The sequence below is a fragment of the Rhodobacter maritimus genome (assembly GCF_058747975.1).
Genome location: NZ_CM179095.1, coordinates 560,984 through 583,540, shown reverse-complemented (window position 1 = coordinate 583,540; position 22,557 = coordinate 560,984). Strand labels below are relative to the sequence as shown.

Here is a 22,557-nt window from a genome sequence, read left to right as displayed (position 1 = left end):
AGGGAGAAGACAATGCCGATCTATGCCGCCCCCGCCAAGGACATGCAATTTGTCCTGCAGGAACTCCTCAAGGTGACCGAAACCGGCATTCCCGGCTACGAAGAACTGGAACGCGACTTTACCGAAGCCGTTCTGGATGCGGCGGGCAAGGTCAGCACCGAGGTTCTGGCCCCGATCAACGCCAGCGGCGATGCCGAGGGCTGCGTGCTGGAAAACGGCGTCGTGCGCACCCCCAAGGGCTTTGACGCGGCCTTTGCAGCAATGAAGGAAGGCGGCTGGACCGCACTGGACTGCGATCCCGACTATGGCGGACAGGGCATGCCCTATGTCCTGGCGACCGCCGTGGGCGAGATGTTCGTTTCGGCCAACATGGCATTCAACATGTATCAGGGCCTCACGCATGGCGCCTATTCGGCGATCCATGCCCATGGCACGGACGAACAGAAGGCAACCTATCTGCCGAAGATGGTCAGCTGTGACTGGACCGGCACCATGAACCTGACCGAGCCGCATGCCGGCACCGATCTGGGCATGCTGCGCACCAAGGCCGAGCCGCAACAGGATGGCAGCTACAGGATCACCGGCCAGAAGATCTTCATCTCGGCTGGCGAACACGACCTGGCCGAGAACATCATACATCTGGTTCTCGCCAAGGCCCCCGGCGGCGGCGAGGGCACCAAGGGCATCAGCCTGTTCATCGTGCCGAAATTCATGGTCAATGCCGATGGCACGCTTGGGGAGCGCAACGCGGTCTCTTGCGGCAAGATCGAAGAGAAGATGGGCATTCACGGCAATGCCACCTGCGTGATGAACTATGACGGCGCGACCGGCTTCCTTCTGGGAGAGCTGCACAAGGGCATGAAGGCCATGTTCACCATGATGAACGAGGCCCGTCTGGGCGTCGGGCTTCAGGGGTATGCGGTGGCCGAGGCCGCCTATCAGAACGCGCTTGCCTATGCGACGGAACGCCTGCAGGGCCGCGCCGTGACCGGAACGGAAAACCCCGACGGACCGGCCGATCCGCTGATCGTGCATCCCGACATCCGCCGCAACCTGATGGAGCAGAAAAGCTTCGTCGAGGGCGCGCGGGCCTTCACCTTCTGGGGCGCGCATCTGATCGACCGCAGCCACAGGGCCGATGACGCCGCCGCAGAGGGCCTTGTGTCGCTGCTGACGCCGGTCATCAAGGGCTTCCTGACCGACAAGGGCTTCGACATGACGGTGGCCGCCCAGCAGGTCTTCGGCGGGCACGGCTACATCGAGGAAACCGGCGTGTCGCAATTCGTGCGCGATGCCCGCATCGCCATGATCTATGAGGGCGCGAACGGCGTCCAGGCGCTCGATCTTGTGGGCCGCAAGCTGACGGCGGATGGCGGCAAGCATGTGATGGCCTTCTTCGAGATGGTCAAGGCCGAGTGCATGGCCCATGACGACGACCCGCGCATGAAGCCCTTCACCGATGCGCTGAAGACCGCCTCGAAGCACATGCAGGCGGCGGGGATGTTCTTCATGCAGAACGGCATGAAGAACCCGAATGCCGCGCTGTCGGGCAGCTATGACTTCATGCATCTGATGGGCCATGTCTGCCTTGGCCTGATGTGGGTGCGCATGGCCCGCGCGGCCTTTGCCGCGCTGGATGGCGGCGCGTCGGACACGGCCTTCTATGACGCCAAGATCGCCACGGGCCGCTTCTACATGGCGCGCCAGCTTCCCGCGACGGGGATGCACTTGGCCCGCATCGAAAGCGGCGCCGAGCCGGTCATGGCACTGACCGCCGATCAGTTCTGATCACGCGGTGACAGGAACGCACGAAGGGCGCGGGGGAAAACCCGCGCCTTTTTTTCATGCCGTAGCAGGGCTCAGAAATGGGTCTTCGGGGCGTCCGGCCGGCCGGCCGCAATGGCCAGAACGCCGCCCAGAAGGCAAAACCCGATCGGGAACATCGTGAACACCCCGAAGCCGAACGCATAATACATCAACACGCCGGCCAGCAGCATCAGCACGCCGCCCCAAAGTGCCCGGATCTTCGCCATCGCCCCCCCGGCGATCGCCATCAGCGGGGCAAGAAAGCTTGCCATGCGCACAAGGCCGGTATTCTCGACCTCGCCGAAGACCCGGCCGACCTCGGCATGGACCCGCACGACCTCGGTATAGCCGAAGCTGAAAAAGCCCACGAGCATGGCGATCAATCCGCCAATGATCCCAAGCACCAATGCCGCGTTGCGCATTCTGTCTGCCTCCCGGAAGGTGTCGCCCGTTGCCAGACCGACATAGGCCCTCGGCCCCATTGGGTTCAAGGGCAAGATGACCGCTTTCCACTGGCCAGAGGGATCGCGCCCCACTACGCTGCGCCCGATGCACATGCAGGAGCACGCCCATGCCCACCAGCCCCGAACGCGATTTCCCCGAGGCCCGCGGCGGCTGCCAGTGCGGCGCGGTGCGCTTTGCCGTCGCCCCCGGTCCGGGCAGCGCCGGGGTCTGCCATTGCCGGATGTGCCAGCGTGCCACCGGCAACGCCTTCGCCCCGCTTTACGAGGTGCCGGGCGCGCGCGTCACGATAACGGGGCAACCCGCGGAATGGGCAAGCTCGAACATCTCGGTCCGGGGGTTCTGCGCCACCTGCGGCACGCCCCTTTACCTGCGCACCGGGGACACGTTCGAATTCATGGCCGGATGCCTGAGCCCCGATTTCCCCTTCGCACCACAGGATCAGGGCGGGATGGAATCGCGCATGGGCTGGCTTGACGCGCTGTCCGCCCTGCCCGCCCATACCACCCGGCCAGAGCTGCTGGCCGTCGTGGTCTCGCACCAATCGAAGGAAGACTGATGCCCAAACGCCTGCGCCTGACGCGCCGCTTTCCCGTGGCGATGACCAACGATGCCTATCGCAGCCTGCACCGCTTTGCCGAAGAGGCCGGGATCACCCCGGACGAGGCGCTGACCTTCCTGTTCGAGCATTTCGGCTCGGTCACGCATCACGAGAACCTCAACCACCGGCTGCGGCTGTTCAAGGCCGAACTGGGCGAGCGCAAGGCCTGATCCGGGGCGCGACGTGTGGTCAGCGCGTTTGTGACGTTGCGCAATTCCGGGGCGAAGGGCCTTACGCGAAGGTCACTTTGTGGCAAGATCACAGCCATGACGATCCCGCGCGCCTGCCGCGCCGGACCAGGATTCAGGGAGGGAACCGGATGACCGCCAGACTCCATTGCTTCGGCGAAAGCGGCAATGCCTACAAGGCGGCGCTGACAATGTCGCTGGCCGGCTATGCGTGGGAGCCCATCTATGTCGACTTTTTCCACGGCGCGACCCGCAGCCCGGAATTCCTTGCGCTGAACGAGATGGGCGAGGCACCGGTTTTCGAAGAGGGCGATCTGAGGCTGACGCAATCGGGCGTGATCCAGCTGCATGTCGCGCAGAAGACCGGCCGCCTTCTGGGCGCGCCCGACGAGCGGGACGAGGTGCTGCGCTGGTTGTTCTGGGACAATCACAAGATGTCGGCCCAGGCCGGAACGCTGCGGTTCCTGATGAACTTCCTGCCCGAGGAAAAGCGCCCGATGGAGGTGATCGCCTGGCTTTCGGGCCGGCTGACCGTCGCGCTGAAGACGCTGGAGCGCCACCTTGAAGGGCGCGACTGGATCGTGGGCAACGGGCCGACGCTCGCCGATACGGCGTGCTGCGGATACCTGTTCTACCCCGAGCCCTTCACCTTCGAGCGCAAGGCGCTGCCCAATATCGACCGCTGGCTGGACCGGATCGCGGCCCTGCCCGGCTGGAAACATCCCTACGACATGATGCCCGGCAGCCCTGCCGACCGGGCCTGAGGAGGAAAGATGACCGAAGCCTATATCTATGACGCCTGCCGCACGCCGCGCGGCAAGGGGCGCCCGGACGGGGCGCTGCACGAAGTGACCTCGGTCGCGCTGTCGGCCCGGCTGCTCAATGCCGTGAAGGCGCGCAACGGCCTTGAGGGCCACGCCGTCGAGGACGTGATCTGGGGCAATGTCACGCAGGTGGGCGAACAGGGCGGCTGCCTTGCGCGCTCGGCCGTGCTGCTGTCGGACCTGGACGAACGCATCCCCGGCCTTGCCATCAACCGTTTCTGCGCCAGCGGAATGGAGGCGGTGAACCTTGCCGCCAACCAGGTGAAGGGCGGCGCCGGGCAGGCCTATATCGCCGGCGGGGTCGAGATGATGGGCCGCGTGGCGATGGGCTCGGACGGGGCCGCCATCGCTGTGGACCCGAGCCTTGCGATGAAGACCTATTTCGTGCCGCAGGGGATCTCGGCCGATATCATCGCCACCGAATACGGCTTCAGCCGCGAACAGGCCGACGCGCTTGCGGTCGAAAGCCAGAACCGCGCCGCCGCGGCCTGGGCCGAGAACCGCTTTGCGAAATCCATCGTGCCGGTGGTCGACCAGAACGGCGTGGTGATCCTGGAGCGCGACGAATACATGCGCCCCGGCACCACGGTCGAGGGGCTTGGCGCGCTCAAGGCCAGCTTCAAGGACATGGGCGAGGTGATGCCCGGCTTCGACAAGGTGGCGATGCTGAAATACCCGCACCTGTCGGCCATCGAGCACATCCACCATGCCGGCAACAGCTCGGGCATCGTGGATGGCGCGGCCGCCGTGCTGATCGGCAACAAGGAATTCGGCGCGGCGCACGGGCTGAAACCCCGCGCCCGCATCCGCGCCACCGCCAAGATCGGCACCGACCCCACGATCATGCTGACCGGCCCGGTTCCGGTGACCGAAAAGATCCTGAAGGACAGCGGCATGAAGATCTCGGATCTCGATCTTTTCGAGGTGAACGAGGCCTTCGCCTCGGTCGTGCTGCGCTTCATGCAGGCCTTCGAGGTCGATCCCGCCAGGGTCAACGTGAACGGCGGCGCCATCGCCATGGGGCACCCGCTTGGCGCCACCGGGGCGATCATCATCGGCACGCTTCTGGACGAACTGGAACGGCGCGACCTGTCCACCGGCCTTGCGACGCTGTGCATCGCATCGGGCATGGGCGCTGCCACGATCATCGAGCGCGTGTGATGCCCCGGCTCGACCTCGATCAGGCGCCGGTCAGGACGGGGTCTATCTACCCCGAACCCTATGCCGGCCAGATGGCAGGGCGGTCCTCGGTCCGCCTTGGCGACCTGGCGGGGCTGACCCAGTTCGGCGTGAATATCGTGACGCTTCAGCCCGGCGCGGCCGCCTCGCTCCGGCACTGGCACCTGAACGAGGACGAATTCGCCATGGTGCTCGAAGGCGAACTGATCCTGATCGAGGATGCGGGCGAAACCGCCATGCATCCGGGCGACTGCGCCGCGTGGCAGGCGGGGGTGGCGAACGGCCACCGTTTCGTCAACCGCTCGGCCGCGCCCGCGCGCTTCCTGATCGTGGGCACCAAAGCCACCACCGAGGTGGCAACCTATTCCGACGTGGACATGCAGATCCATATAGCGGGCGGCAAGGCCCGCTTCACCTATCATGACGGCAGCGACTGGACCGGTCCGCGCGACCTCGCGCCGAAGGGAGAGAAGAATGGCTGATTTTACCTATGAGCTCGGCAGCGACGGCGTGGCCGTCATCACCTGGGACGTTCCGGGCAAGTCGATGAACGTCATGAGCCTTGAGGGCTTTGCCCTGCTTGACGGCTTCATCGACAAGGCGCTTGCCGACACGGAGGTGAAGGGCGTCGTCATCACCAGCGGAAAGAAGGATTTCGCGGGCGGGATGGACCTTAACGTCATCGCCAAGATGAAAGAGGATGCGGGCGACGCACCCGCCAAGGGGCTGTATGAGGGCGTGATGCGGATGCACGCCGTCCTGCGCAAGATCGAGCGCGCGGGCATGGACCGCAAAACCCTCAAGGGCGGCAAACCGATCGCGGCCGCCCTGCCCGGCACGGCGCTTGGCATCGGGCTGGAACTGCCGCTTTCGACCCACCGGATCTTTGCCGCCGACAACCCCAAGGCCAAGATCGGCCTGCCGGAAATCATGGTCGGTATCTTCCCCGGCGCGGGCGGCACCACGCGGCTTGTGCGCAAGATGGGCGCGATGGTCGCGGCGCCCTTCCTGCTGGAGGGCAAGCTGTCAGACCCGAAAAAGGCCAAGGCCGCCGGGATCATCGACGAGGTGGTGGAAGATCCGCTTGCCGCCGCGCGCGCATGGGTGCTGAGCGCCAGGGATGCCGATCTTGTCAAACCCTGGGACGCCAAGGGCTACAAGATGCCCGGCGGCGCGCCCTATCACCCCGCGGGCTTCATGACCTTCGTCGGTGCTTCGGCCATGGTGCATGGCAAGACGATGGGTGTCTATCCGGCGGCCAAGGCGCTTCTGAGCGCGGTTTACGAAGGCGCGCTCGTGCCCTTCGACCAGGCCCTGTCCATCGAGGCGCGCTGGTTCACCAACGTGCTGATGAACCCCTCGTCCAGCGCGATGATCCGCTCGCTTTTCATCAACAAGGAGGCGCTGGAGAAGGGCGCGAACCGGCCCAAGGTGGGCGATGAGACGGTGAAGAAAGTCGGCATCCTCGGGGCGGGCATGATGGGTGCGGGCATCGCCTATGTCAGCGCCAATGCCGGGATCGAGGTCGTGCTGATCGACGCAAGCCAGGACGCGGCCGAGCGCGGCAAGGCCTATTCCGCCGGCATCCTCGACAAGGGGATCAGCCGCAAGAAGGTGACCGAAGAGAAGAAGGCCGAGGTGCTGGGCCGGATCACCGCCACCACCGATTACGACGCGCTGCAAGGCTGCGACCTGATCGTCGAGGCGGTGTTCGAAGACCCCACCGTCAAGGCCGAGGTCACGCAGCGCGCCGAGGCCGTGATCCCGACGGATGCGATCTTCGCCACCAACACCTCGACCCTGCCGATCACCTCGCTGGCCAAGGCAAGCGCACGGCCCGCGCAGTTCATCGGCATCCATTTCTTCAGCCCGGTCGACAAGATGCTTCTGGTCGAGATCATCAAGGGCCGCGAAACCGGCGACCGCGCGGTGGCCAAGGCGCTCGATTTCGTGCGCCAGATCCGCAAGACGCCGATCGTGGTGAACGATGCGCGCTTCTTCTACGCCAACCGCTGCATCATCCCCTATATCAACGAAGGCATCCGCATGGTGGCCGAGGGCGTCAGCCCGGTGCTGATCGAGAATGCCGCCAAGCTGGTGGGCATGCCGCTGGGGCCGCTGCAGCTGGTGGACGAAACCTCGATCGACCTTGGCGTGAAGATCGCCAAGGCCACCCGCGCGGCGATGGGCGATGCCTATCCCGATGGCGCGGTGGACGAGGTGATCTTCTGGATGGCCGATCAGGGCCGCCTGGGCAAGAAGGCCGATGCGGGGTTCTACAGCTATGAGAACGGCAAGCGCGCCGGCCTGTGGGACGGGCTGGCCGCGCAATACCCCGAGGCCGAAAGCCAGCCCGAGCTGCACGAGATCCAGCACCGCCTGCTGATGGCGCAGGTGCTTGAAGCCGTGCGGGCCTTCGAGGAGGGCGTGCTGACCGATATCCGCGAAGGCGATGTCGGCGCCATTCTGGGCTGGGGTTTCGCGCCCTGGTCGGGCGGGCCGTTCAGCTGGCTCGATATCCTCGGCGCCGCGCGGGCCGTGGAAATCTGCGACGCGCTCGAGGCTGCGCATGGCGCCCGCTTCAAGGCGCCCGATCTGTTGCGCGACATCGCCGCGAAGGGCGACGGGTTCTATGCCCGCTTCGGCGGGGGTGAGGCCGCGCGCGCCGCCTGAGCCGCAACAGGGAACGATCCCGCGCCGGGCCCGGCGGGCCCGGCGTTCTCACACCTGCGGATCGAAGCCGTAGCCGAAGCGCGCGATGTCGGGCGCGCAGATCCGCGCCACAAGCGCGGCATCGGCCTCGCTGTAGAACGGGCGCCAGTCACGCGGGCGCGGGCTTTCATTGGCCCGCGGCAGCGGGGTGACGGCAAAGCCCAGATGCGCCGTCAAGGGGCGGGCATCTTCCTCCAGATGCTCCAGCCGCAGCCAGGCATCGCAGCGCAGGCGCCCGTCGGGCAGACGCAGATAGCTGTCATAGGGCGCGGCGGAAATGCTTGTGCAGGTTTCGGGCGCATTCAGAAAGGCGCTGAAGCCGCTGCGCCGCGCCAGATGCACCGCCGGGTGATCGAAATCCTGTTCGCGCAGCCAGTGGTAATAGCTGACCATCCGGTCCCAGGGGTTGCGCACCATGGTGAAGGTGAAGAACGTCTCTGCCTCGGGCAGGGAAATCAGCCCGATCGCGTCCGACAGGGCGGAATGCTTCCACAACCGCCCCGCGCCTTGCACGCCCTTCAGCCGCCCGCGCCGGCGCCGGGCCTTGGGCGTATCCCCGATCAGGATGTCATCGGCCTTCGCCCGCTCCTCAAGCGCCAGCGACATCGCCGTGCCGCCGGTTTTCGGAATATGGACAAAGATGTAGCGGCGCCCGCGCGAGATGATCATGCCCGCAGGTTACTTGCCCCGCAGCGCAATGAGTAGCCCCGACGCGAAGATCAGCACCATGCCCAGGACCGCCACCGCGCCCGGCATATCGCCCCACAACACGAACCCCCACAGGGCCGCGACCGGCAGCACCACATATTCGAACACCGCGACCCGGCTGGCATCGGCCAACTGATAGGCCCGCACCATCGCCGCCACCCCGAAAAGCGAGCCCGCCGCCTGCACGAAGACCCAGAACACCACCTCCGCAGACGGCATCGTGACGCCGCGCAACAGGAACCCCGCGCTGCCCGCCCCCGCCGCCTGCGGAAAGACCGCCAGCACCAGCATGCCCAGAAGGCCAAGCGCCCCCATCGCCACGAAGAACCCCAGCGTCAGCACAAGCGCGCTCTCGCCCGCGCACCAGCGCCGCGTGGCGACGTTGCCAAGCGCGTAGAAAAAGCCGCTGATCAGGGGCACCGCCGAGATCCATGTGATGGGCTCTTGCTTGCCCGGCCCCAGAACCAGCAAGATCCCGAGAAACCCGAGCGCCACGGCAGCAATCCGGAAGGGGCCGATCCGTTGCCCGTAGGCAAAGCGCGAGATCAGCAGGACGAAGATCGGCGCAGTGAACAACCCCGCCGCCGCCTGCGCCACCGACAGAAAGCCGAGCGCCGCGAAATAGAACATCAGCGCCATGCCATGCACCAGACTGCGCGCCGCAACCGCATGCAGGTTCTGCGGCCGAAGATCGGTTTGCAGGAATGGTATCAGCACCGCGGCAAGCACCAGCACGAAAAGGGTGCGCATGGCATGGAACTGCCACAGGCTGATCTCGGCCGCGATCACGCGCACATAATTGTCGGTGAACCCGATCGCGGTGGCATAAAGCAGAATGGCCCCCGCTGCAGCGATCGTCCTGTTCACCTGAAGCGGTGCCGCCTCGACATGCGCCATCTTCCATCCTCTCCCGATACCCCTTTCCAAAGACATCGCCAGGGTCCAATAATCGCGCCTGTAAACGACATTTTTTCCGACATGAGGGAGAGAAGCATGGGTTGGCTTTCGGATGAGACCGGGCTTGAAAAATGCGCCGCGAATTTCGTGCCGCTGACACCGTTGTCGCATTTGAACCGCGCCCTCGAGGTGTTTCCCGAACGGACCGCGCTGATCTACGGCAAGACCCGGCGCAGCTATCTCGACTATCACGCGCGGGTCAGCCGCATGGCCTCGGCGCTTGCCGCGCGGGGCGTGGCGCCGGGCGATGTGGTGGCGACGCTGCTGCCCAACACCGCCCCCCAGCTTGAGGCGCATTTCGGGGTGCCGGCCTGCGGGGCCGTGCTGAATACGATCAATGTGCGGCTCGATAGCGACACGGTGGCCTATATCTTCGAACATGGCGGCGCCAAGGTGGTGCTGTGCGACACGGCCTTCCTGAAGCTGGCGGAAGAGGCGATCAAGGCCATGCACGGCCCCGCCCCGCAGATCATCGAGGTGGCCGACCCCGAGGCCGGCATCGCCGCCACCGGGCATTACCTGGAGTATGAGGAACTGCTGGCCGAGGGCGATCCGATGTTCGCATGGATCATGCCCGAGGACGAATGGGAAAGCATCGCGCTCAATTACACCTCGGGCACGACGGGGCGGCCGAAGGGCGTGGTCTATCACCACCGCGGCGCCTACCTGGCCACGATGGGCAACCTGATCTCGTGGCGGATGCAGCTTTACCCGGTCTATCTGACCATCGTACCGCTGTTTCACTGCAATGGCTGGACGCATGGCTGGATGGTGCCGCTTCTGGGCGGCACGGTGGTGTGCTGCCGCGACGTGACCGCCAAGGCGGTCTATGACGCCATCGCCGATCACAGGGTCACACATTTCGGCGGCGCGCCCATCGTTCTGAACACCATCGTCAATGCAAAGGAAGCCGACCGGCGCGACTTCGACCATATCGTCGAGGTCTTCACCGCCGGCGCCCCGCCCCCGGCCGCCACGCTGGCCGCGATCGAGCCACTCGGCTTCAACGTCACGCAGGTCTATGGCCTGACCGAGGTTTACGGCCCGGCCACCGAATGCACCTGGAAAGCAGCCTGGGACGATACCCACGGCAATGAGCGGGCCGAGCTGAAGGCGCGCACCGGCGTCCTGATGCCGATGATGGAACAGATCACCGTGCACGATCAAGGCAAGGAGGTCGCCCGCGACGCCGCCCATCTGGGCGAGATCGCCATGCGCGGCAATGCCACGATGAAGGGCTATTACAAGAACCCGCAAGCCACGCGCGAGGCCTTCGAGGGCGGCTTCTTCCGTTCCGGCGACATCGCCTTCATGCATCCCGACGGCTATATCAAGATCACCGACCGCGCCAAGGACATCATCATCTCGGGAGGCGAGAATGTCTCGTCCGTCGAGGTCGAGGGCGTGATCGCGGCGCATCCGGCGGTGTCGCTCTGTTCGGTGGTGGCGAAACCGGACGAGAAATGGGGCGAGGTGCCCTGCGCCTTCGTCGAACTGAAAGAGGGTGCCACCGCCGACGAAGCCGAGATCATCGCCTTCGCGCGCGAACGGCTGGCCGGGTTCAAGACGCCCAAGCGCGTGATCTTCGCGGATCTTCCGAAAACCTCGACCGGCAAGATCCAGAAATTCGAGCTGCGCGCGGTGGCCAAGCTGCTGTGATCGGGGTGCGGCGGCGCCCGCCCGCCGCCGCGGCCCGCCCGGCGATTGACCCTGCCCCGCCATCGGCTATCCTGCGCGAAATGACAAAGATACAGGCCCGCGCATGACCGCGCTTTCCGAATTCCAAAGGCTCGAAAGCCCCGGCCTGTGGCGCGAAACGCCACAGGCGCAGCGGCGCGAAGTCATCGTGCAGTTCGGCGATGCGACCCTGGTCATCCTTGACGACAAGTCGAACCGCGCGCTTGCGCATTGGTCGCTGCCTGCGGTGGCGCGGCGCAATCCCGGCAAGCGCCCGGCGATCTATGCCCCCTCGGACGAACCCGGCGAAGAGCTGGAGCTGAATGACGACACGATGATCGCGGCCATCGAGAAGGTCCACGCCATCATCGAGGCGCGCCGCCCCCATCCCGGCCGGTTGCGCGGCGCGCTTCTGGGCGGGGTTTCGGTGCTGCTGGCGGCGGTGGCGATCTTCTGGCTGCCCGGCGCGATCGTGACCCATGCCGCCGCGGTGGCCCCCGCCCCGAAACGCCTTGAGATCGGACGGCAGGTCCTGGCCGAGCTGACGACCCTGACCGGCGCGCCCTGTCAAAGCCCGGCGGGCGAGCGCGCCCTTGCGGATCTGACCAAACGGCTGTCCGGGTCCGGCGAAATCGTCGTGCTGCCCAATGCGCTGAACGGCGCGCTGCACCTGCCCGGCGGGATCACCGCGATCGGACGCCCGCTGGTCGAGGGCTTCGACAGCCCCGATGTCGCGGCGGGCCATATCCTGGCCGCAGAGCCGCGCGGCCCCGAAAACGATCCGCTTCTGGCGGTGCTGGAATGGGCCGGGCTGGGGCCGAGCTTTCGCCTTCTGACCACCGGAAGCCTGTCCGACAAGGCCCTGCGCGGCTATGGCAAACATCTGCTGGACCAATCGCGCCAGCGGCCCGATGACGAAACCCTTCTGGCCGCCTTCGCGCGCGCCGGGGTCAGTTCAGCCCCCTATGCCTATGCGCTCGACCCGTCGGGGGAAACGGTTCTGGGCCTGATTGAGGCCGATCCCGTGCCGGGCAAATCGCCCGACCCGCTTCTGGAGGATTCGCAGTGGATCGCGCTGCAATCCATCTGCGACGGGGGCTGAGCCCCTTCCCGGAACCTCAGCGCATGAACGCGTCACGATAGCCTGCGCGGCGCACCGCGCCCAATGCGGCGGCCTGTTCGGCCCCACTGGCGAAGGGACCGGCATAGATCACCTGAATCGGACCGCCACGCCCCGCAACGCGCGACACCGCCACCGGAAGGTTCAGCGCCCGCAGGATCTGCCGGGTCTTGTCGGCATTGGAGGGCACCGCGAAGGCCCCGACCTGCACCAGCCCCTGCCCCGTGACCGCACGGCCGGCATGGGCAGGCTTCGCCGCGACGATCGGATCCTTGCGCATCCGCTGGGGCACGTCATCAGTCCAGACACGGCGCATCTGGGCATCGCCCGCCGCCGTGCGCGGCCCGCGACTCGGGTTCAGCCGGTCATCGCGGAACGCGCGCTCATACCCGCGGGGTGTGGCTTGGGCGGTGCGCAGCACGGCCTGCCCGGTCGCGGCAGGCACCGGCCCCACCACACGCAGCCCCGGCACGCCCGCGCGATTCAGCGCGGTCACCGGATTGGCAACCGGGGGGCCGCAACGCAGGAACTGGCGGCCATCGGAAAAGACGAAGCGCTGCGCGATGCGGGGCGCATTGGGGCAATTCGTGCGCCGTCCGTCCTCGTTCCGGATGGAAACGATGGTGACCGGTGCCACCGGCCGGGCAACGGCGACTGGCTTGCGCGGCCCCGGGGCGGCCTTGGACGGCGCGGCTTTCGCCTTGCGCGCGGCGCGCCCGATACGCGGCGGATCGTTGTTCAGCGCGATGGTCGGCATCGGACCGCCCGCAGCGTGGGACCGGAAATTCCCCGCTAGCGGCTGCGAGGGTGGCGCGGGCGCAGGGTCCGCAGGCGGCACGGCGGTCTCGGCAAGGGTCGGCGTGTAGCCGCAGATCTGCTTGCGGTCGCGCCCCACACGCGGCACCCAGCTTACCACCGAGCCATAGCCCGCGCGCATGAAGACGCAGCCCGCGCTGTCCACATATTGCCGGCCCGTGTAGGAGGACGGCGGGATCTCGGCCGGACCGCGCAACTCCTGGGCTTGCGCATCTACCGCACCCGCCATCGACAAGACCGCGAATGCCGCGGCCCAAATCCCCAAACGCATCACATCCCCCGATGTTAACCTTTTGGGAACATGCACCGAGTCTGCGGGTCAGTAAAGCCGCGCAGTGCTATTTGGTGCCGAACATCCGGTCGCCCGCATCGCCCAGACCCGGCACGATATAGCCATGATCGTTCAGCTTCTCGTCCAGAGCAGCGGTCACGATCGGCACGTCCGGATGCGCCTCTTTCATCCGCGCCACCCCTTCGGGTGCGGCAAGCAGGCACAAAAAGCGGATGTTGCGCGCGCCCTTTTCCTTCAGCAGGTCGATCGCCGCCACCGAGGAATTCCCCGTCGCCAGCATCGGATCGACCACGATCACCATCCGGTCCTCAAGCTCGGAGGGCACCTTGCAGTAATATTGCACCGGCCGCAGCGTCTCGGGGTCGCGGTAAAGCCCGATGAAGCCGACCCGCGCCGCCGGGATCAGTTCCAGAATCCCGTCCAGAAGCCCGTTGCCCGCCCGCAGGATCGACACCAGGGCCAGCTTCTTGCCATCCAGGACCGGGGCGCGCATTTCGCAAAGCGGGGTTTCGACCACGCGCGTGGTCATCTCAAGCTCGCGCGTGATCTCATAGGCCAGAAGCAGGCTGATCTCGCGCAGGAGGCGGCGGAAACTGGAGGTGGAGGTGTTCTTCTCGCGCATCAGGGTCAGCTTGTGCTGCACCAGCGGATGATCGACCACGGTCAGATGCTTAGTCATCGGCACTCTCCAGTTTTTTCTTCAGCTTGGCCTTGGTGGCAGGATCGCAGAATGCGGCATCGAGGCTGGTCTGCGCAATGGTGCGAAAAACCGCCTCGTCCCAGCCGAAGCTTTCGGCCAGGCGGGCATATTCATGTTCCATCGTGGTGTGGAAAAACGGCGGATCGTCGGTTGAAACCGTGACCTTCACGCCCTGATCGAAAAACCGCCCGACGGGATGTGCGCTCCAGTCCGCATAAAGCCCGAGCGCGATGTTCGAGCCGGGGCAGACCTCAAGCACGATACCCGCCTCGGCCAGTTCCCGCACCAGGGCGGGGTCCTCGGCGGCACGCACGCCGTGGCCGATCCGCTCGACCCCAAGGTCGCGCCACGCCTCGCGCACGGATTGCGGCCCGCCCCATTCGCCCGCATGGCAGGTCAGCCGCAGGCCCGCCTCGCGGGCGCAATCGAACGACCACAGAAAATCACGCGGGCGGCCGATCTTTTCGTCACCCGCAAGCCCGAAGCCGGTGATGAACGCACCGGCGGTTTCGGCGGCGCAAAGCGCGGTTTCGCGCGCCTTTTCGGGGCCGAAATGGCGGATCGGCGTCACGATACCGCGCAGGGTGATGCCCAGATCACGCTCGGCCCCGGCGGCGGCCTCCTGAATGGCGTGCAGATAGTCGCGCCAGGCGGCCAGATCGCGCCCGCCGCAGAAATCGGGCGACAGGAAGGTTTCAGAGTAGATCACCCCCGCAGCGGCGCTTTCCTCCAGCACGGCGCGGGTCAGCCGGGCATAATCTTCCGGCGTGGTCAGCACCGAGGTTGCCGCCTCGTAGACGCGCAGGAAATCCCAGAAATCGGTATAGGCGTAATTGCCCGCCGCATCGAAGATCCCGCCGATGTCGATATGCTTTTCGCGCGCGATGCCGCGAATGAAGGACGGAGGGGCGGCCCCCTCCAGATGCAGGTGAAGTTCGATCTTGGGCAGCATCTAGAGAAAACTCCGCCCCGGCCCCGAAGCCGGAATATCCAGATGGCGCGCGATCGAGGCGCCCACATCGGCAAACCCCACCTGCCCGATGGCGCGCGTGCCTACGCCCCAGCCCAGCACGGGCACCCGTTCGCGGGTATGGTCGGTGCCGTGCCATGTGGGATCATTGCCGTGATCGGCGGTAAAGATCGCCAGGTCGCCGGGGCCGAGCCTGTCCAGAAACCCGCCGATCCGCGCATCGAACCATTCCAGCGCGCGGGCATAGCCCGACACGTCGCGCCGGTGGCCGAAATTCGTGTCGAACTCCACGAAATTGGCGAAGGTCAGCGATCCAGGTTCGGCCTCGTCCGCCAGCCGCAGAAGATGCGCCATCAGGTCGGCGTCGGACTTGCCCTTGTGGCTGTGGCCGATGCCGCGGCCCGAGAAGATGTCGCCGATCTTGCCGATCGCGTGGGTTGCACGCCCCGCCCCCTGCGCCCAGTCCAGCAAGGTGGGGGCGGGCGGGGCAATGGCGAAATCGCGCCGGTTGGGCGTGCGGGTGAAGTTGCCTTCGGTCCCCACGAAGGGGCGCGCGATCACGCGGCCCACCTTCATAGCATGCACCCGCGGCGCAAGGGCCGCGCAAAGATCCAGCAGGCGCTGAAGCCCGAAGGCCTCTTCATGCGCGGCGATCTGCACCACGCTGTCGACCGATGTGTAGCAGATCGGCCAGCCGCTGCGCAGATGCTCGGCCCCCAGCCGGTCCACGATCGCCGTGCCGGAGGCGTGACAGTTCCCAAGGATGCCGTCCGTTCCGGCCAGTTGCGCGATTTCGGCCGTCAGATCGGCCGGAAACGCGGGCGTCGTGTCGGGGAAATAATGCCATTCCCACGGCACCGGAACGCCGGCCAGCTCCCAATGCCCCGACGGGGTGTCCTTGCCGCGCGACACCTCGGTCGCGACACCCCAGAGGCCCGCGGGCACCGCCCCGAGGCCCGGCACCGCATCATCGCCCGAGGCCAGCCGGATCGCCGCGCCAAGCCCGAGCGCGTCAAGATGCGGCATCCGCAGCGGGCCGCTGCGCCCCTCTTCGGCGCGCCCCGCCGCACAGACCTGCGCGATATGGCCAAGAGTATTGGCCCCGGTATCGGGAAGACCATCGTTGAAGAACTGCGCCGCGTCGGGCGCGCCGCCCGCGCCTGCGCTGTCCAGCACGATCAGGAATGCGCGCGCCATCTCAGGCCACCCTTTCATGGATCAGCGGCGGTTCCTCGGGGGTGGTGTCGGCAAGGCTGTAGGCCGCGATCACCGCCGCCACCGCCGCATCGGCGGCCGCATCGCTCGCGGCGTGCACGATCGCCAGCGGCTCGCCCACGGTCATGTCCTCGCCGATGGTGGCAAGGCCCGACAGGCCGACCGAGGGGTTGATCCGGTCGCCCCCCACCAGCCGCCCGCCGCCCAGACGCACGACGGCATGGCCAAGCGCCTCGGCATCGACCGCGCCGACAAAGCCCGCGCGCGGGCAGGGAACCGGGCGCATGACGGGCGCCGAGGGCAGCCGGTCGGGATAGCGTTCGACAAAATCCGCAGGCCCCCCGAGGACCGCGACCATCCGACCGAAAACCTCGGCCGCGCGTCCCGATTCCAGCGCCTCATCGATCCGGGCCGCGCCGTCGTCCAGATCCTCGGCCAGCCCGGCCAAGGCAAGCGCCTCGCCGCCCAGGGCCGCGGTCACATCCCAAAGCGCCTCGCTGATACTGGTGCCGGTCAGCGTTTCCATCACCTCCAGCACTTCAAGCGCATTGCCCGCCGAATGGCCAAGGCTCTGGCTCATGTCCGTGATCAGCGCCGAGGTCCGGCAGCCCGCGCCATTGGCCGTATCGACCAGTGACCGCGCAAGCGCGCGCGCATCCCCGATGCTTTTCATGAAGGCGCCTGAGCCCACCTTCACGTCCAGCACCAGCGCCCCCAGCCCCGCCGCCAGTTTCTTCGACAGGATCGAGGCGGTGATAAGGTCGATGCTTTCCACCGTACCCGAGATGTCGCGGACCCCGTAAAGGCGGCGGTCGGCGGGGGCGATCTCGTCGGTGGCACCCACGATGGCGCAGCCCACCTCGGCCACCACCTTGTGCAACGCATCGCTTCCGGGCAGCGCGCGGTAGCCGGGGATCGCCTCCATCTTGTCCAGCGTGCCACCGGTATGGCCCAGCCCCCGCCCCGAGATCATCGGCACATAGGCCCCGCAGGCCGCAAGCGCGGGGGCCAGAAGCAGCGACACGCTGTCCCCGATGCCGCCCGTGGAATGCTTGTCCAGCACCGGGCCCGGCAGATCCCAGCGCAGCACCTGCCCGCTGTCGCGCATCGCCTCGGTCAGCGCCACGCGCCCGTCGGTTCCGATCCCGCGCAGCAGCACCGCCATCGCAAAGGCACCCGCCTGCGCATCCGACACATCCCCCGAGGCAAGCCCCCGCGCGAACCATGCAGCCTGATCGGCGGCCAGCCCCTTTCCGTCGCGCACCGCGGCGATGATGCTGCGCGCATCCATCAGCCACGGTCCATGTGCGAAATATCGAACCGGCCGGGCAGAAGATCGCCCACCGTGGTTTCCAGCCGGTCGCCCTCGGTCGTGGCCAGGGTGACGGGGGTATCGTGGCGCGCGAACTCAGCCAGCTTCTGGCGGCAGCCGCCGCAGGGCGGCACCGGGGTCGGGCTGTCGGCGATTACCGCGACCTCGATCAGCTCGGTCTCGCCGGCTGCGATCATCGCGGCGATCGCACCGGCCTCGGCGCAGGTGCCTTCGGGATAGGCCACGTTCTCGACATTGACGCCGCGATAGATCGCCCCGGACCTGCCCCGCACGGCAGCCCCGACCTTGAAATGCGAATAGGGCGCATAGGCGTTCTCGCGCACTTCGCGCGCAGCTTGCAAAAGCGACATGACGACCTCCGATCCGTTTGCAACGATCCTGCGCCGCGATTGCCCCCGATGCAAGCAAAGCCGCAGCGTAAACCTGCCGCCGCAGAAGGGCTATTCACCCTTTGGAAGATTTAGTTTAAGACTAAACCAGTTTCGGAGGGGCGGACATGGAAGAGATACGGCAGGACAGCGCACGCCAGGCGGCACTGGATTATCACGAACACCCCAAGCCCGGAAAGCTGGAGATCCGCGCCACCAAGCCCCTGGCCAACGGGCGCGACCTGAGCCGCGCCTATTCGCCCGGCGTGGCCGAGGCCTGCCTTGAGATCAAGGCCGATCCCGCCACCGCGGCGCGCTATACCGCCCGCGGAAACCTTGTGGCCGTGGTCACCAACGGCACCGCCGTCCTTGGCCTTGGCAATATCGGCGCGCTCGCCTCGAAGCCGGTGATGGAGGGTAAGGCGGTTCTCTTCAAGAAATTCGCCAACATAGATTGTTTCGACATTGAACTGAATCAGCCCGATCCCGAAAAGCTGGCCGATATCGTCTGCGCGATGGAGCCCTCGTTCGGCGCCATCAACCTCGAGGACATCAAGGCCCCCGACTGTTTCATCGTCGAGAAGATCTGCCGCGAGCGGATGAACATCCCGGTCTTCCACGACGACCAGCACGGCACCGCCATCGTGGTCGGCGCCGCGGCCACCAACGCGCTGCATGTCGCCGGCAAGAAGTTCGACGAGATCAAGGTCGTCTCGACCGGCGGCGGAGCGGCGGGGATCGCCTGCCTCAACATGCTGCTCAAGCTGGGCGTGCGGCGCGAAAACGTCTGGCTGTGCGACATCCACGGTCTCGTCTACGAAGGCCGCACCGAGGACATGAACCCGCAAAAGGCCGCCTATGCGCAAAAATCGGACCTGCGCAGCCTCGATCAGGTGATCGGAGGGGCGGATCTGTTCCTTGGCCTGTCGGGCCCCGGCGTGCTGACCCCGGAAATGGTGGCGCAGATGGCCGCGCGCCCCATCGTCTTTGCCCTTGCCAACCCGACGCCCGAGATCCTGCCCGACGCGGTCCGCTCGGTCGCGCCCGAGGCGATCATCGCCACGGGCCGTTCGGATTTCCCGAACCAGGTCAACAACGTGCTGTGCTTCCCGTTCATCTTCCGCGGCGCGCTGGACGTGGGCGCCACCACGATCAACGACGAGATGCAGCTGGCCTGCATCGAGGGGATCGCCGCACTTGCCCGCGCCACCACCAGCGCCGAGGCCGCCGCCGCCTATCGCGGCGAGAAGCTGACCTTCGGCCCCGACTACCTGATCCCGAAACCCTTCGATCCGCGGCTGATCGGCACGGTCGCGCGCGCCGTGGCGAAGGCCGCGATGGAAACTGGCGTCGCGCTGCGCCCGATTGCCGACCTGGATGCCTACAAGCGCCGCCTTGACGGCTCGGTCTTCAAGTCGGCCCTGCTGATGCGCCCCGTCTTCGAGGCCGCCGCCACCGCCACCCGCCGCATCGTCTTTGCCGAGGGCGAGGACGAGCGCGTGCTGCGCGCGGCCAATGCGATGATCGAGGAAACCACCGACAATCCCATCCTGATCGGGCGCCCCGAGGTGATCGAACGGCGCTGCGAGCGCGCGGGCCTGCCGATCCGTCCGGGCACCGATTTCGAGATCGTGAACCCCGAGAACGACCCGCGTTACCGCGACTACTGGGAAACCTATCACCGGCTGATGGCGCGGCGCGGCGTCACGCCCGATCTTGCCCGCGCGATCATGCGCACCAACACCACCGCCATCGCCGCCGTCATGGTGCACCGCAACGAGGCCGACAGCATGATCTGCGGCACCTTCGGGCAATATCTGTGGCACCTGAACTATGTGAACCAGGTTCTGGGGCGCGACGGGCTGCGCCCGGTCGGGGCGCTGTCGCTGATGATCCTGGAAGACGGGCCGCTTTTCATCGCCGACACCCATGTCCACCCCGATCCGACGCCCGAACAGATCGCCCAGACGGCCATCGGCGCGGCGCGGCATGTGCGCCGCTTCGGGCTTCAGCCCAAGATCGCGCTGTGCAGCCATTCGCAATTCGGCAATCTCGATACCGGCTCGGGCCAGCGGATGCGCGCGGCGCTGGAGATGCTGGACGCGTGCAAGCCGGACTTCGCCTATGAGGGCGAGATGCATGTGGATGCCGCGCTGGATCAGGCGCTGCGCGATCGCATCTATCCCGGCTCGCGCTATGAAGGGGCGGCCAATGTGCTGGTCTTTGCCAATACCGATGCCGCCTCGGGTGTGCGCAATATTCTCAAGGCGAAGGCCGGTGGCCTTGAGGTGGGGCCGATCCTGATGGGCATGGGCAACCGCGCCCATATCGTCACGCCCTCGATCACCGCGCGCGGGCTTCTGAACATGTCGGCCATCGCTGGCACCCCGGTCGCGCATTACGGCTGACCGGGAATCGCCCAACTTTGCAAAGCACGCGCGCGTTTGCCGCAAAGGCAGCAAAATCCGTGAGGCTTTGCAAAGTTTTCGTCGAGACTTGGCAAAATTCTGCAAATCCGTCCCGACTATGGGCGGTAACATTCTTGCGGAAACTTTTGGCGCTTTGTAACAAGTTTGCAGCTCGAGGAGGGGCATGCAATGGCATACAAAGACGTTTACTCAGCCTGGCAGAAAGATCCCGAAACCTTCTGGATGCAGCAAGCCGGCGCCATCGACTGGGACCGAAAACCCTCGAAGGCACTGTTTGACGACAACGCCCCGCTTTACGAATGGTTTGCTGACGGCATGGTCAACACCTGCTGGAACGCGGTCGACCGCCATGTCGAGGCCGGACGCGGCGACCAGATCGCCATCATGCATGAAAGCCCGATCACCCACTCGACCAAGGGCATCACCTACAAGGAACTCCAGACCCGCGTCGCCAGCCTTGCCGGCGCGCTGCGCATGCGCGGCGTGGAAAAGGGTGATCGCGTCATCATCTACATGCCGATGATCCCCGAGGCGCTTGAAGCGATGCTGGCCTGTGCGCGCCTTGGCGCCGTGCACTCGGTCGTCTTCGGCGGGTTCGCCGCGCATGAGCTGGCCGTGCGGATCGACGACTGCCAGCCCAAGGCGATCATCGCCGCAAGCTGCGGGCTCGAACCCGGACGGGTGGTGCATTACAAGCCGCTTCTGGACGATGCGATCGACCAGGCCGGCCACAAGCCCGAATTTTGCGTTATCTTCCAGCGCGAGCAAGAGGTCGCCAAGCTGGTCGAGGGCCGCGATTTCAGCTGGCACGGCTTCCAGTATGGCGTGAAGCCCGCCGATTGCGTCCCGGTCGAGGGCAACCACCCCGCCTATATCCTTTACACCTCGGGCACGACCGGCCAGCCCAAGGGCGTGGTGCGCCATACCGGCGGCCACCTTGTCGCCCTGCAATGGACGATGAAGAACATCTACAACATCGAGGCGGGCGACCGGTTCTGGGCGGCCTCCGATGTGGGCTGGGTGGTGGGGCATTCCTACATCTGCTACGGCCCCTTGATCGCGGGCGCCACCACCGTCGTCTTCGAGGGCAAGCCCATCGGCACGCCGCATCCGGGTGTCTTCTGGCGGATCATCCAGAATAACCGCATCAAGAGCTTCTTCACCGCGCCCACGGCCCTGCGCGCCATCAAGCGCGAGGACCCGACGGGCGAGTGGATCAAGCGCTACAAGCTGCACGACCTGCAGGCGCTTTACCTGGCCGGTGAGCGCGCCGACCCCGACACGGTGGAATGGGCGCAAAAACACCTTGGCGTGCCGGTGGTCGATCACTGGTGGCAGACCGAGACCGGATGGGCCATCGCCGCGAACCCGATCGGGATCGAAGAGCTTCCCACCAAGGTCGGCTCTCCCTCGGTGGCGATGCCGGGCTATGACGTTCAGGTGCTGGACGAAGGCGGCCACCCGGTGGAGCCCGGAACCCTTGGTGCCATTGCGATCAGGCTGCCCCTGCCGCCCGGCACGCTGCCCACGCTATGGAATGCCGAGGCGCGCTTCCGCAAAAGCTATCTCGAGCATTTCCCCGGCTATTACGAGACGGGGGATGCGGGCTATATCGACCCGGACGGCTATCTCTACATCATGGCGCGCACCGATGACGTGATCAACGTGGCCGGCCACCGCCTGTCGACGGGCGCGATGGAAGAGGTTCTGGCCTCGCATCCCGACGTGGCGGAATGCGCGGTGATCGGGGTCGCGGACGAACTCAAGGGGCAGATGCCGCTGGGGTTCCTGTGCCTCAACAAGGGCTGCACCAAGGAGCCCGCGCAGATCGTCAAGGAATGCGTGAAGCTTGTGCGTGAGCAGATCGGCCCGGTTGCGGCGTTCAAGCTTGCCTGTGTGGTGGACCGCCTGCCCAAGACCCGCTCGGGCAAGATCCTGCGCGGCACCATGGTCAGCATCGCCGATGGCAAACCCTTCAAGATGCCCGCCACGATCGACGATCCCGCCATCCTGGACGAGATCGCCGAGGCCCTGAAAGGCCTTGGCTATCCGCAGGCATGACAAGAAGGGCCGGCGGGATTTCTTCCGCCGGCCCCACCTGCGACACCGCTTCCCTTGCATTTCTCTCATTTTCGCCCAAGCTTTGGCGAATTGATTTCGACATGAGGGATTCAGGTTAAAATTCCCAAGACTATTGCAG

At 66.2% G+C, this 22,557-nt stretch carries 20 protein-coding genes; 11 read left to right on the top strand and 9 right to left on the bottom strand.

Going from position 1 to position 22,557, the window contains the following annotated elements; all coding sequences use genetic code 11:
* Positions 1–12: 12 nt before the first annotated feature.
* Positions 13–1,788 carry an acyl-CoA dehydrogenase C-terminal domain-containing protein gene (locus tag AC4PTO_RS02925; RefSeq protein WP_492731698.1) on the top strand — a complete coding sequence of 592 codons (1,776 nt, stop codon included), beginning with the start codon at positions 13–15 and terminating at the stop codon, positions 1,786–1,788.
* Positions 1,789–1,859: 71 nt separating this feature from the next.
* On the opposite strand, the gene AC4PTO_RS02920 is transcribed toward AC4PTO_RS02925, so the two are convergent.
* Entirely contained in the window at positions 1,860–2,228 is a 369-nt protein-coding gene (locus tag AC4PTO_RS02920) for a hypothetical protein (protein WP_492731696.1), read from the bottom strand.
* 149 nt (positions 2,229–2,377) lie between these two features.
* Between AC4PTO_RS02920 and AC4PTO_RS02915 the strand changes: the two genes are divergently transcribed.
* From AC4PTO_RS02915 to AC4PTO_RS02890, 6 genes are all read left to right on the top strand, one after another.
* Positions 2,378–2,827, top strand: coding sequence for a GFA family protein (locus AC4PTO_RS02915; protein ID WP_492731694.1), 450 nt, complete (start codon positions 2,378–2,380; stop codon positions 2,825–2,827).
* Positions 2,827–3,039, top strand: coding sequence for a hypothetical protein (locus AC4PTO_RS02910; RefSeq protein WP_492731692.1), 213 nt, complete (start codon positions 2,827–2,829; stop codon positions 3,037–3,039). The genes AC4PTO_RS02915 and AC4PTO_RS02910 overlap by 1 nt, the downstream gene beginning before the upstream one ends.
* A 149-nt stretch (positions 3,040–3,188) precedes the next feature.
* A complete protein-coding gene (locus AC4PTO_RS02905; protein WP_492731690.1) occupies positions 3,189–3,821 on the top strand; it encodes a glutathione S-transferase family protein in 633 nt (210 codons plus the stop codon).
* 9 nt (positions 3,822–3,830) lie between these two features.
* A complete protein-coding gene (locus tag AC4PTO_RS02900; RefSeq protein WP_492731688.1) occupies positions 3,831–5,042 on the top strand; it encodes an acetyl-CoA C-acetyltransferase in 1,212 nt (403 codons plus the stop codon).
* Entirely contained in the window at positions 5,042–5,542 is a 501-nt protein-coding gene (locus tag AC4PTO_RS02895; RefSeq protein WP_492731686.1) for a cupin domain-containing protein, read from the top strand. The genes AC4PTO_RS02900 and AC4PTO_RS02895 overlap by 1 nt, the downstream gene beginning before the upstream one ends.
* Entirely contained in the window at positions 5,535–7,733 is a 2,199-nt protein-coding gene (locus tag AC4PTO_RS02890; RefSeq protein WP_492731683.1) for a 3-hydroxyacyl-CoA dehydrogenase NAD-binding domain-containing protein, read from the top strand. Before AC4PTO_RS02895 ends, AC4PTO_RS02890 begins: the two co-directional genes overlap by 8 nt.
* Positions 7,734–7,781: 48 nt before the next feature.
* Here the strand turns inward: AC4PTO_RS02890 and AC4PTO_RS02885 are convergent, their stop codons facing one another.
* Positions 7,782–8,441 (bottom strand): sulfotransferase family 2 domain-containing protein, encoded by a 660-nt coding sequence (locus tag AC4PTO_RS02885; RefSeq protein WP_492731681.1) that lies wholly within the window; start codon positions 8,439–8,441, stop codon positions 7,782–7,784.
* A 9-nt stretch (positions 8,442–8,450) separates the two neighbouring features.
* Complete coding sequence (locus tag AC4PTO_RS02880) at positions 8,451–9,377, bottom strand: DMT family transporter (RefSeq protein WP_492731679.1); 927 nt, start codon at positions 9,375–9,377, stop codon at positions 8,451–8,453.
* A gap of 96 nt (positions 9,378–9,473) precedes the next feature.
* On the opposite strand from AC4PTO_RS02880, the gene AC4PTO_RS02875 reads away from it, so the two are divergent.
* Positions 9,474–11,096: an AMP-binding protein gene (locus tag AC4PTO_RS02875; protein ID WP_492731677.1), complete on the top strand. Its 1,623-nt coding sequence runs from the start codon at positions 9,474–9,476 to the stop codon at positions 11,094–11,096.
* A 103-nt stretch (positions 11,097–11,199) separates the two neighbouring features.
* A complete protein-coding gene (locus AC4PTO_RS02870) occupies positions 11,200–12,216 on the top strand; it encodes a hypothetical protein (protein WP_492731675.1) in 1,017 nt (338 codons plus the stop codon).
* Positions 12,217–12,232: 16 nt separating this feature from the next.
* Here AC4PTO_RS02870 and AC4PTO_RS02865 read toward each other — a convergent pair whose 3' ends face one another.
* The 6 genes from AC4PTO_RS02865 to AC4PTO_RS02840 all read right to left on the bottom strand — a co-directional run bounded on the left by AC4PTO_RS02865 (position 12,233) and on the right by AC4PTO_RS02840 (position 17,910).
* Positions 12,233–13,321 carry an SPOR domain-containing protein gene (locus AC4PTO_RS02865; RefSeq protein WP_492731673.1) on the bottom strand — a complete coding sequence of 363 codons (1,089 nt, stop codon included), beginning with the start codon at positions 13,319–13,321 and terminating at the stop codon, positions 12,233–12,235.
* Positions 13,322–13,388: 67 nt separating this feature from the next.
* Complete coding sequence (upp, locus tag AC4PTO_RS02860) at positions 13,389–14,021, bottom strand: uracil phosphoribosyltransferase (protein ID WP_492731671.1); 633 nt, start codon at positions 14,019–14,021, stop codon at positions 13,389–13,391.
* Positions 14,014–14,994: an adenosine deaminase gene (locus AC4PTO_RS02855; RefSeq protein ID WP_492731668.1), complete on the bottom strand. Its 981-nt coding sequence runs from the start codon at positions 14,992–14,994 to the stop codon at positions 14,014–14,016. Before AC4PTO_RS02855 ends, upp begins: the two co-directional genes overlap by 8 nt.
* Positions 14,995–16,209 (bottom strand): phosphopentomutase, encoded by a 1,215-nt coding sequence (locus AC4PTO_RS02850; protein WP_492731666.1) that lies wholly within the window; start codon positions 16,207–16,209, stop codon positions 14,995–14,997.
* Between the two features lies 1 nt (position 16,210).
* Complete coding sequence (locus tag AC4PTO_RS02845; RefSeq protein WP_492731664.1) at positions 16,211–17,518, bottom strand: thymidine phosphorylase; 1,308 nt, start codon at positions 17,516–17,518, stop codon at positions 16,211–16,213.
* On the bottom strand, positions 17,518–17,910 hold the full coding sequence (locus AC4PTO_RS02840; protein ID WP_492731662.1) for a cytidine deaminase: 393 nt from the start codon (positions 17,908–17,910) through the stop codon (positions 17,518–17,520). Before AC4PTO_RS02840 ends, AC4PTO_RS02845 begins: the two co-directional genes overlap by 1 nt.
* Before the next feature lie 146 nt (positions 17,911–18,056).
* Here AC4PTO_RS02840 and AC4PTO_RS02835 point away from each other — a divergent pair, with 146 nt between their 5' ends.
* A complete protein-coding gene (locus tag AC4PTO_RS02835) occupies positions 18,057–20,336 on the top strand; it encodes an NADP-dependent malic enzyme (RefSeq protein ID WP_492731660.1) in 2,280 nt (759 codons plus the stop codon).
* 189 nt (positions 20,337–20,525) lie between these two features.
* A complete protein-coding gene (prpE, locus tag AC4PTO_RS02830) occupies positions 20,526–22,418 on the top strand; it encodes a propionate-CoA ligase PrpE (RefSeq protein WP_492731658.1) in 1,893 nt (630 codons plus the stop codon).
* The last annotated feature ends 139 nt before the right edge of the window (positions 22,419–22,557 follow it).

Bases quoted from the DNA above. Each gene is read 5' to 3' on its own strand.
- prpE (WP_492731658.1), top strand. From the start codon at position 20,526: ATGGCATACAAAGACGTTTACTCAGCCTGGCAGAAAGATCCCGAAACC.
- AC4PTO_RS02870 (WP_492731675.1), top strand. From the start codon at position 11,200: ATGACCGCGCTTTCCGAATTCCAAAGGCTCGAAAGCCCCGGCCTGTGG.
- AC4PTO_RS02885 (WP_492731681.1), bottom strand. From the start codon at position 8,441: ATGATCATCTCGCGCGGGCGCCGCTACATCTTTGTCCATATTCCGAAA.
- AC4PTO_RS02920 (WP_492731696.1), bottom strand. From the start codon at position 2,228: ATGCGCAACGCGGCATTGGTGCTTGGGATCATTGGCGGATTGATCGCC.
- AC4PTO_RS02850 (WP_492731666.1), bottom strand. From the start codon at position 16,209: ATGGCGCGCGCATTCCTGATCGTGCTGGACAGCGCAGGCGCGGGCGGC.
- AC4PTO_RS02880 (WP_492731679.1), bottom strand. From the start codon at position 9,377: ATGGCGCATGTCGAGGCGGCACCGCTTCAGGTGAACAGGACGATCGCT.
- upp (WP_492731671.1), bottom strand. From the start codon at position 14,021: ATGACTAAGCATCTGACCGTGGTCGATCATCCGCTGGTGCAGCACAAG.
- AC4PTO_RS02905 (WP_492731690.1), top strand. From the start codon at position 3,189: ATGACCGCCAGACTCCATTGCTTCGGCGAAAGCGGCAATGCCTACAAG.
- AC4PTO_RS02925 (WP_492731698.1), top strand. From the start codon at position 13: ATGCCGATCTATGCCGCCCCCGCCAAGGACATGCAATTTGTCCTGCAG.
- AC4PTO_RS02865 (WP_492731673.1), bottom strand. From the start codon at position 13,321: ATGCGTTTGGGGATTTGGGCCGCGGCATTCGCGGTCTTGTCGATGGCG.
- AC4PTO_RS02915 (WP_492731694.1), top strand. From the start codon at position 2,378: ATGCCCACCAGCCCCGAACGCGATTTCCCCGAGGCCCGCGGCGGCTGC.
- AC4PTO_RS02910 (WP_492731692.1), top strand. From the start codon at position 2,827: ATGCCCAAACGCCTGCGCCTGACGCGCCGCTTTCCCGTGGCGATGACC.
- AC4PTO_RS02835 (WP_492731660.1), top strand. From the start codon at position 18,057: ATGGAAGAGATACGGCAGGACAGCGCACGCCAGGCGGCACTGGATTAT.
- AC4PTO_RS02890 (WP_492731683.1), top strand. From the start codon at position 5,535: ATGGCTGATTTTACCTATGAGCTCGGCAGCGACGGCGTGGCCGTCATC.
- AC4PTO_RS02895 (WP_492731686.1), top strand. From the start codon at position 5,042: ATGCCCCGGCTCGACCTCGATCAGGCGCCGGTCAGGACGGGGTCTATC.
- AC4PTO_RS02875 (WP_492731677.1), top strand. From the start codon at position 9,474: ATGGGTTGGCTTTCGGATGAGACCGGGCTTGAAAAATGCGCCGCGAAT.
- AC4PTO_RS02840 (WP_492731662.1), bottom strand. From the start codon at position 17,910: ATGTCGCTTTTGCAAGCTGCGCGCGAAGTGCGCGAGAACGCCTATGCG.
- AC4PTO_RS02900 (WP_492731688.1), top strand. From the start codon at position 3,831: ATGACCGAAGCCTATATCTATGACGCCTGCCGCACGCCGCGCGGCAAG.
- AC4PTO_RS02855 (WP_492731668.1), bottom strand. From the start codon at position 14,994: ATGCTGCCCAAGATCGAACTTCACCTGCATCTGGAGGGGGCCGCCCCT.
- AC4PTO_RS02845 (WP_492731664.1), bottom strand. From the start codon at position 17,518: ATGGATGCGCGCAGCATCATCGCCGCGGTGCGCGACGGAAAGGGGCTG.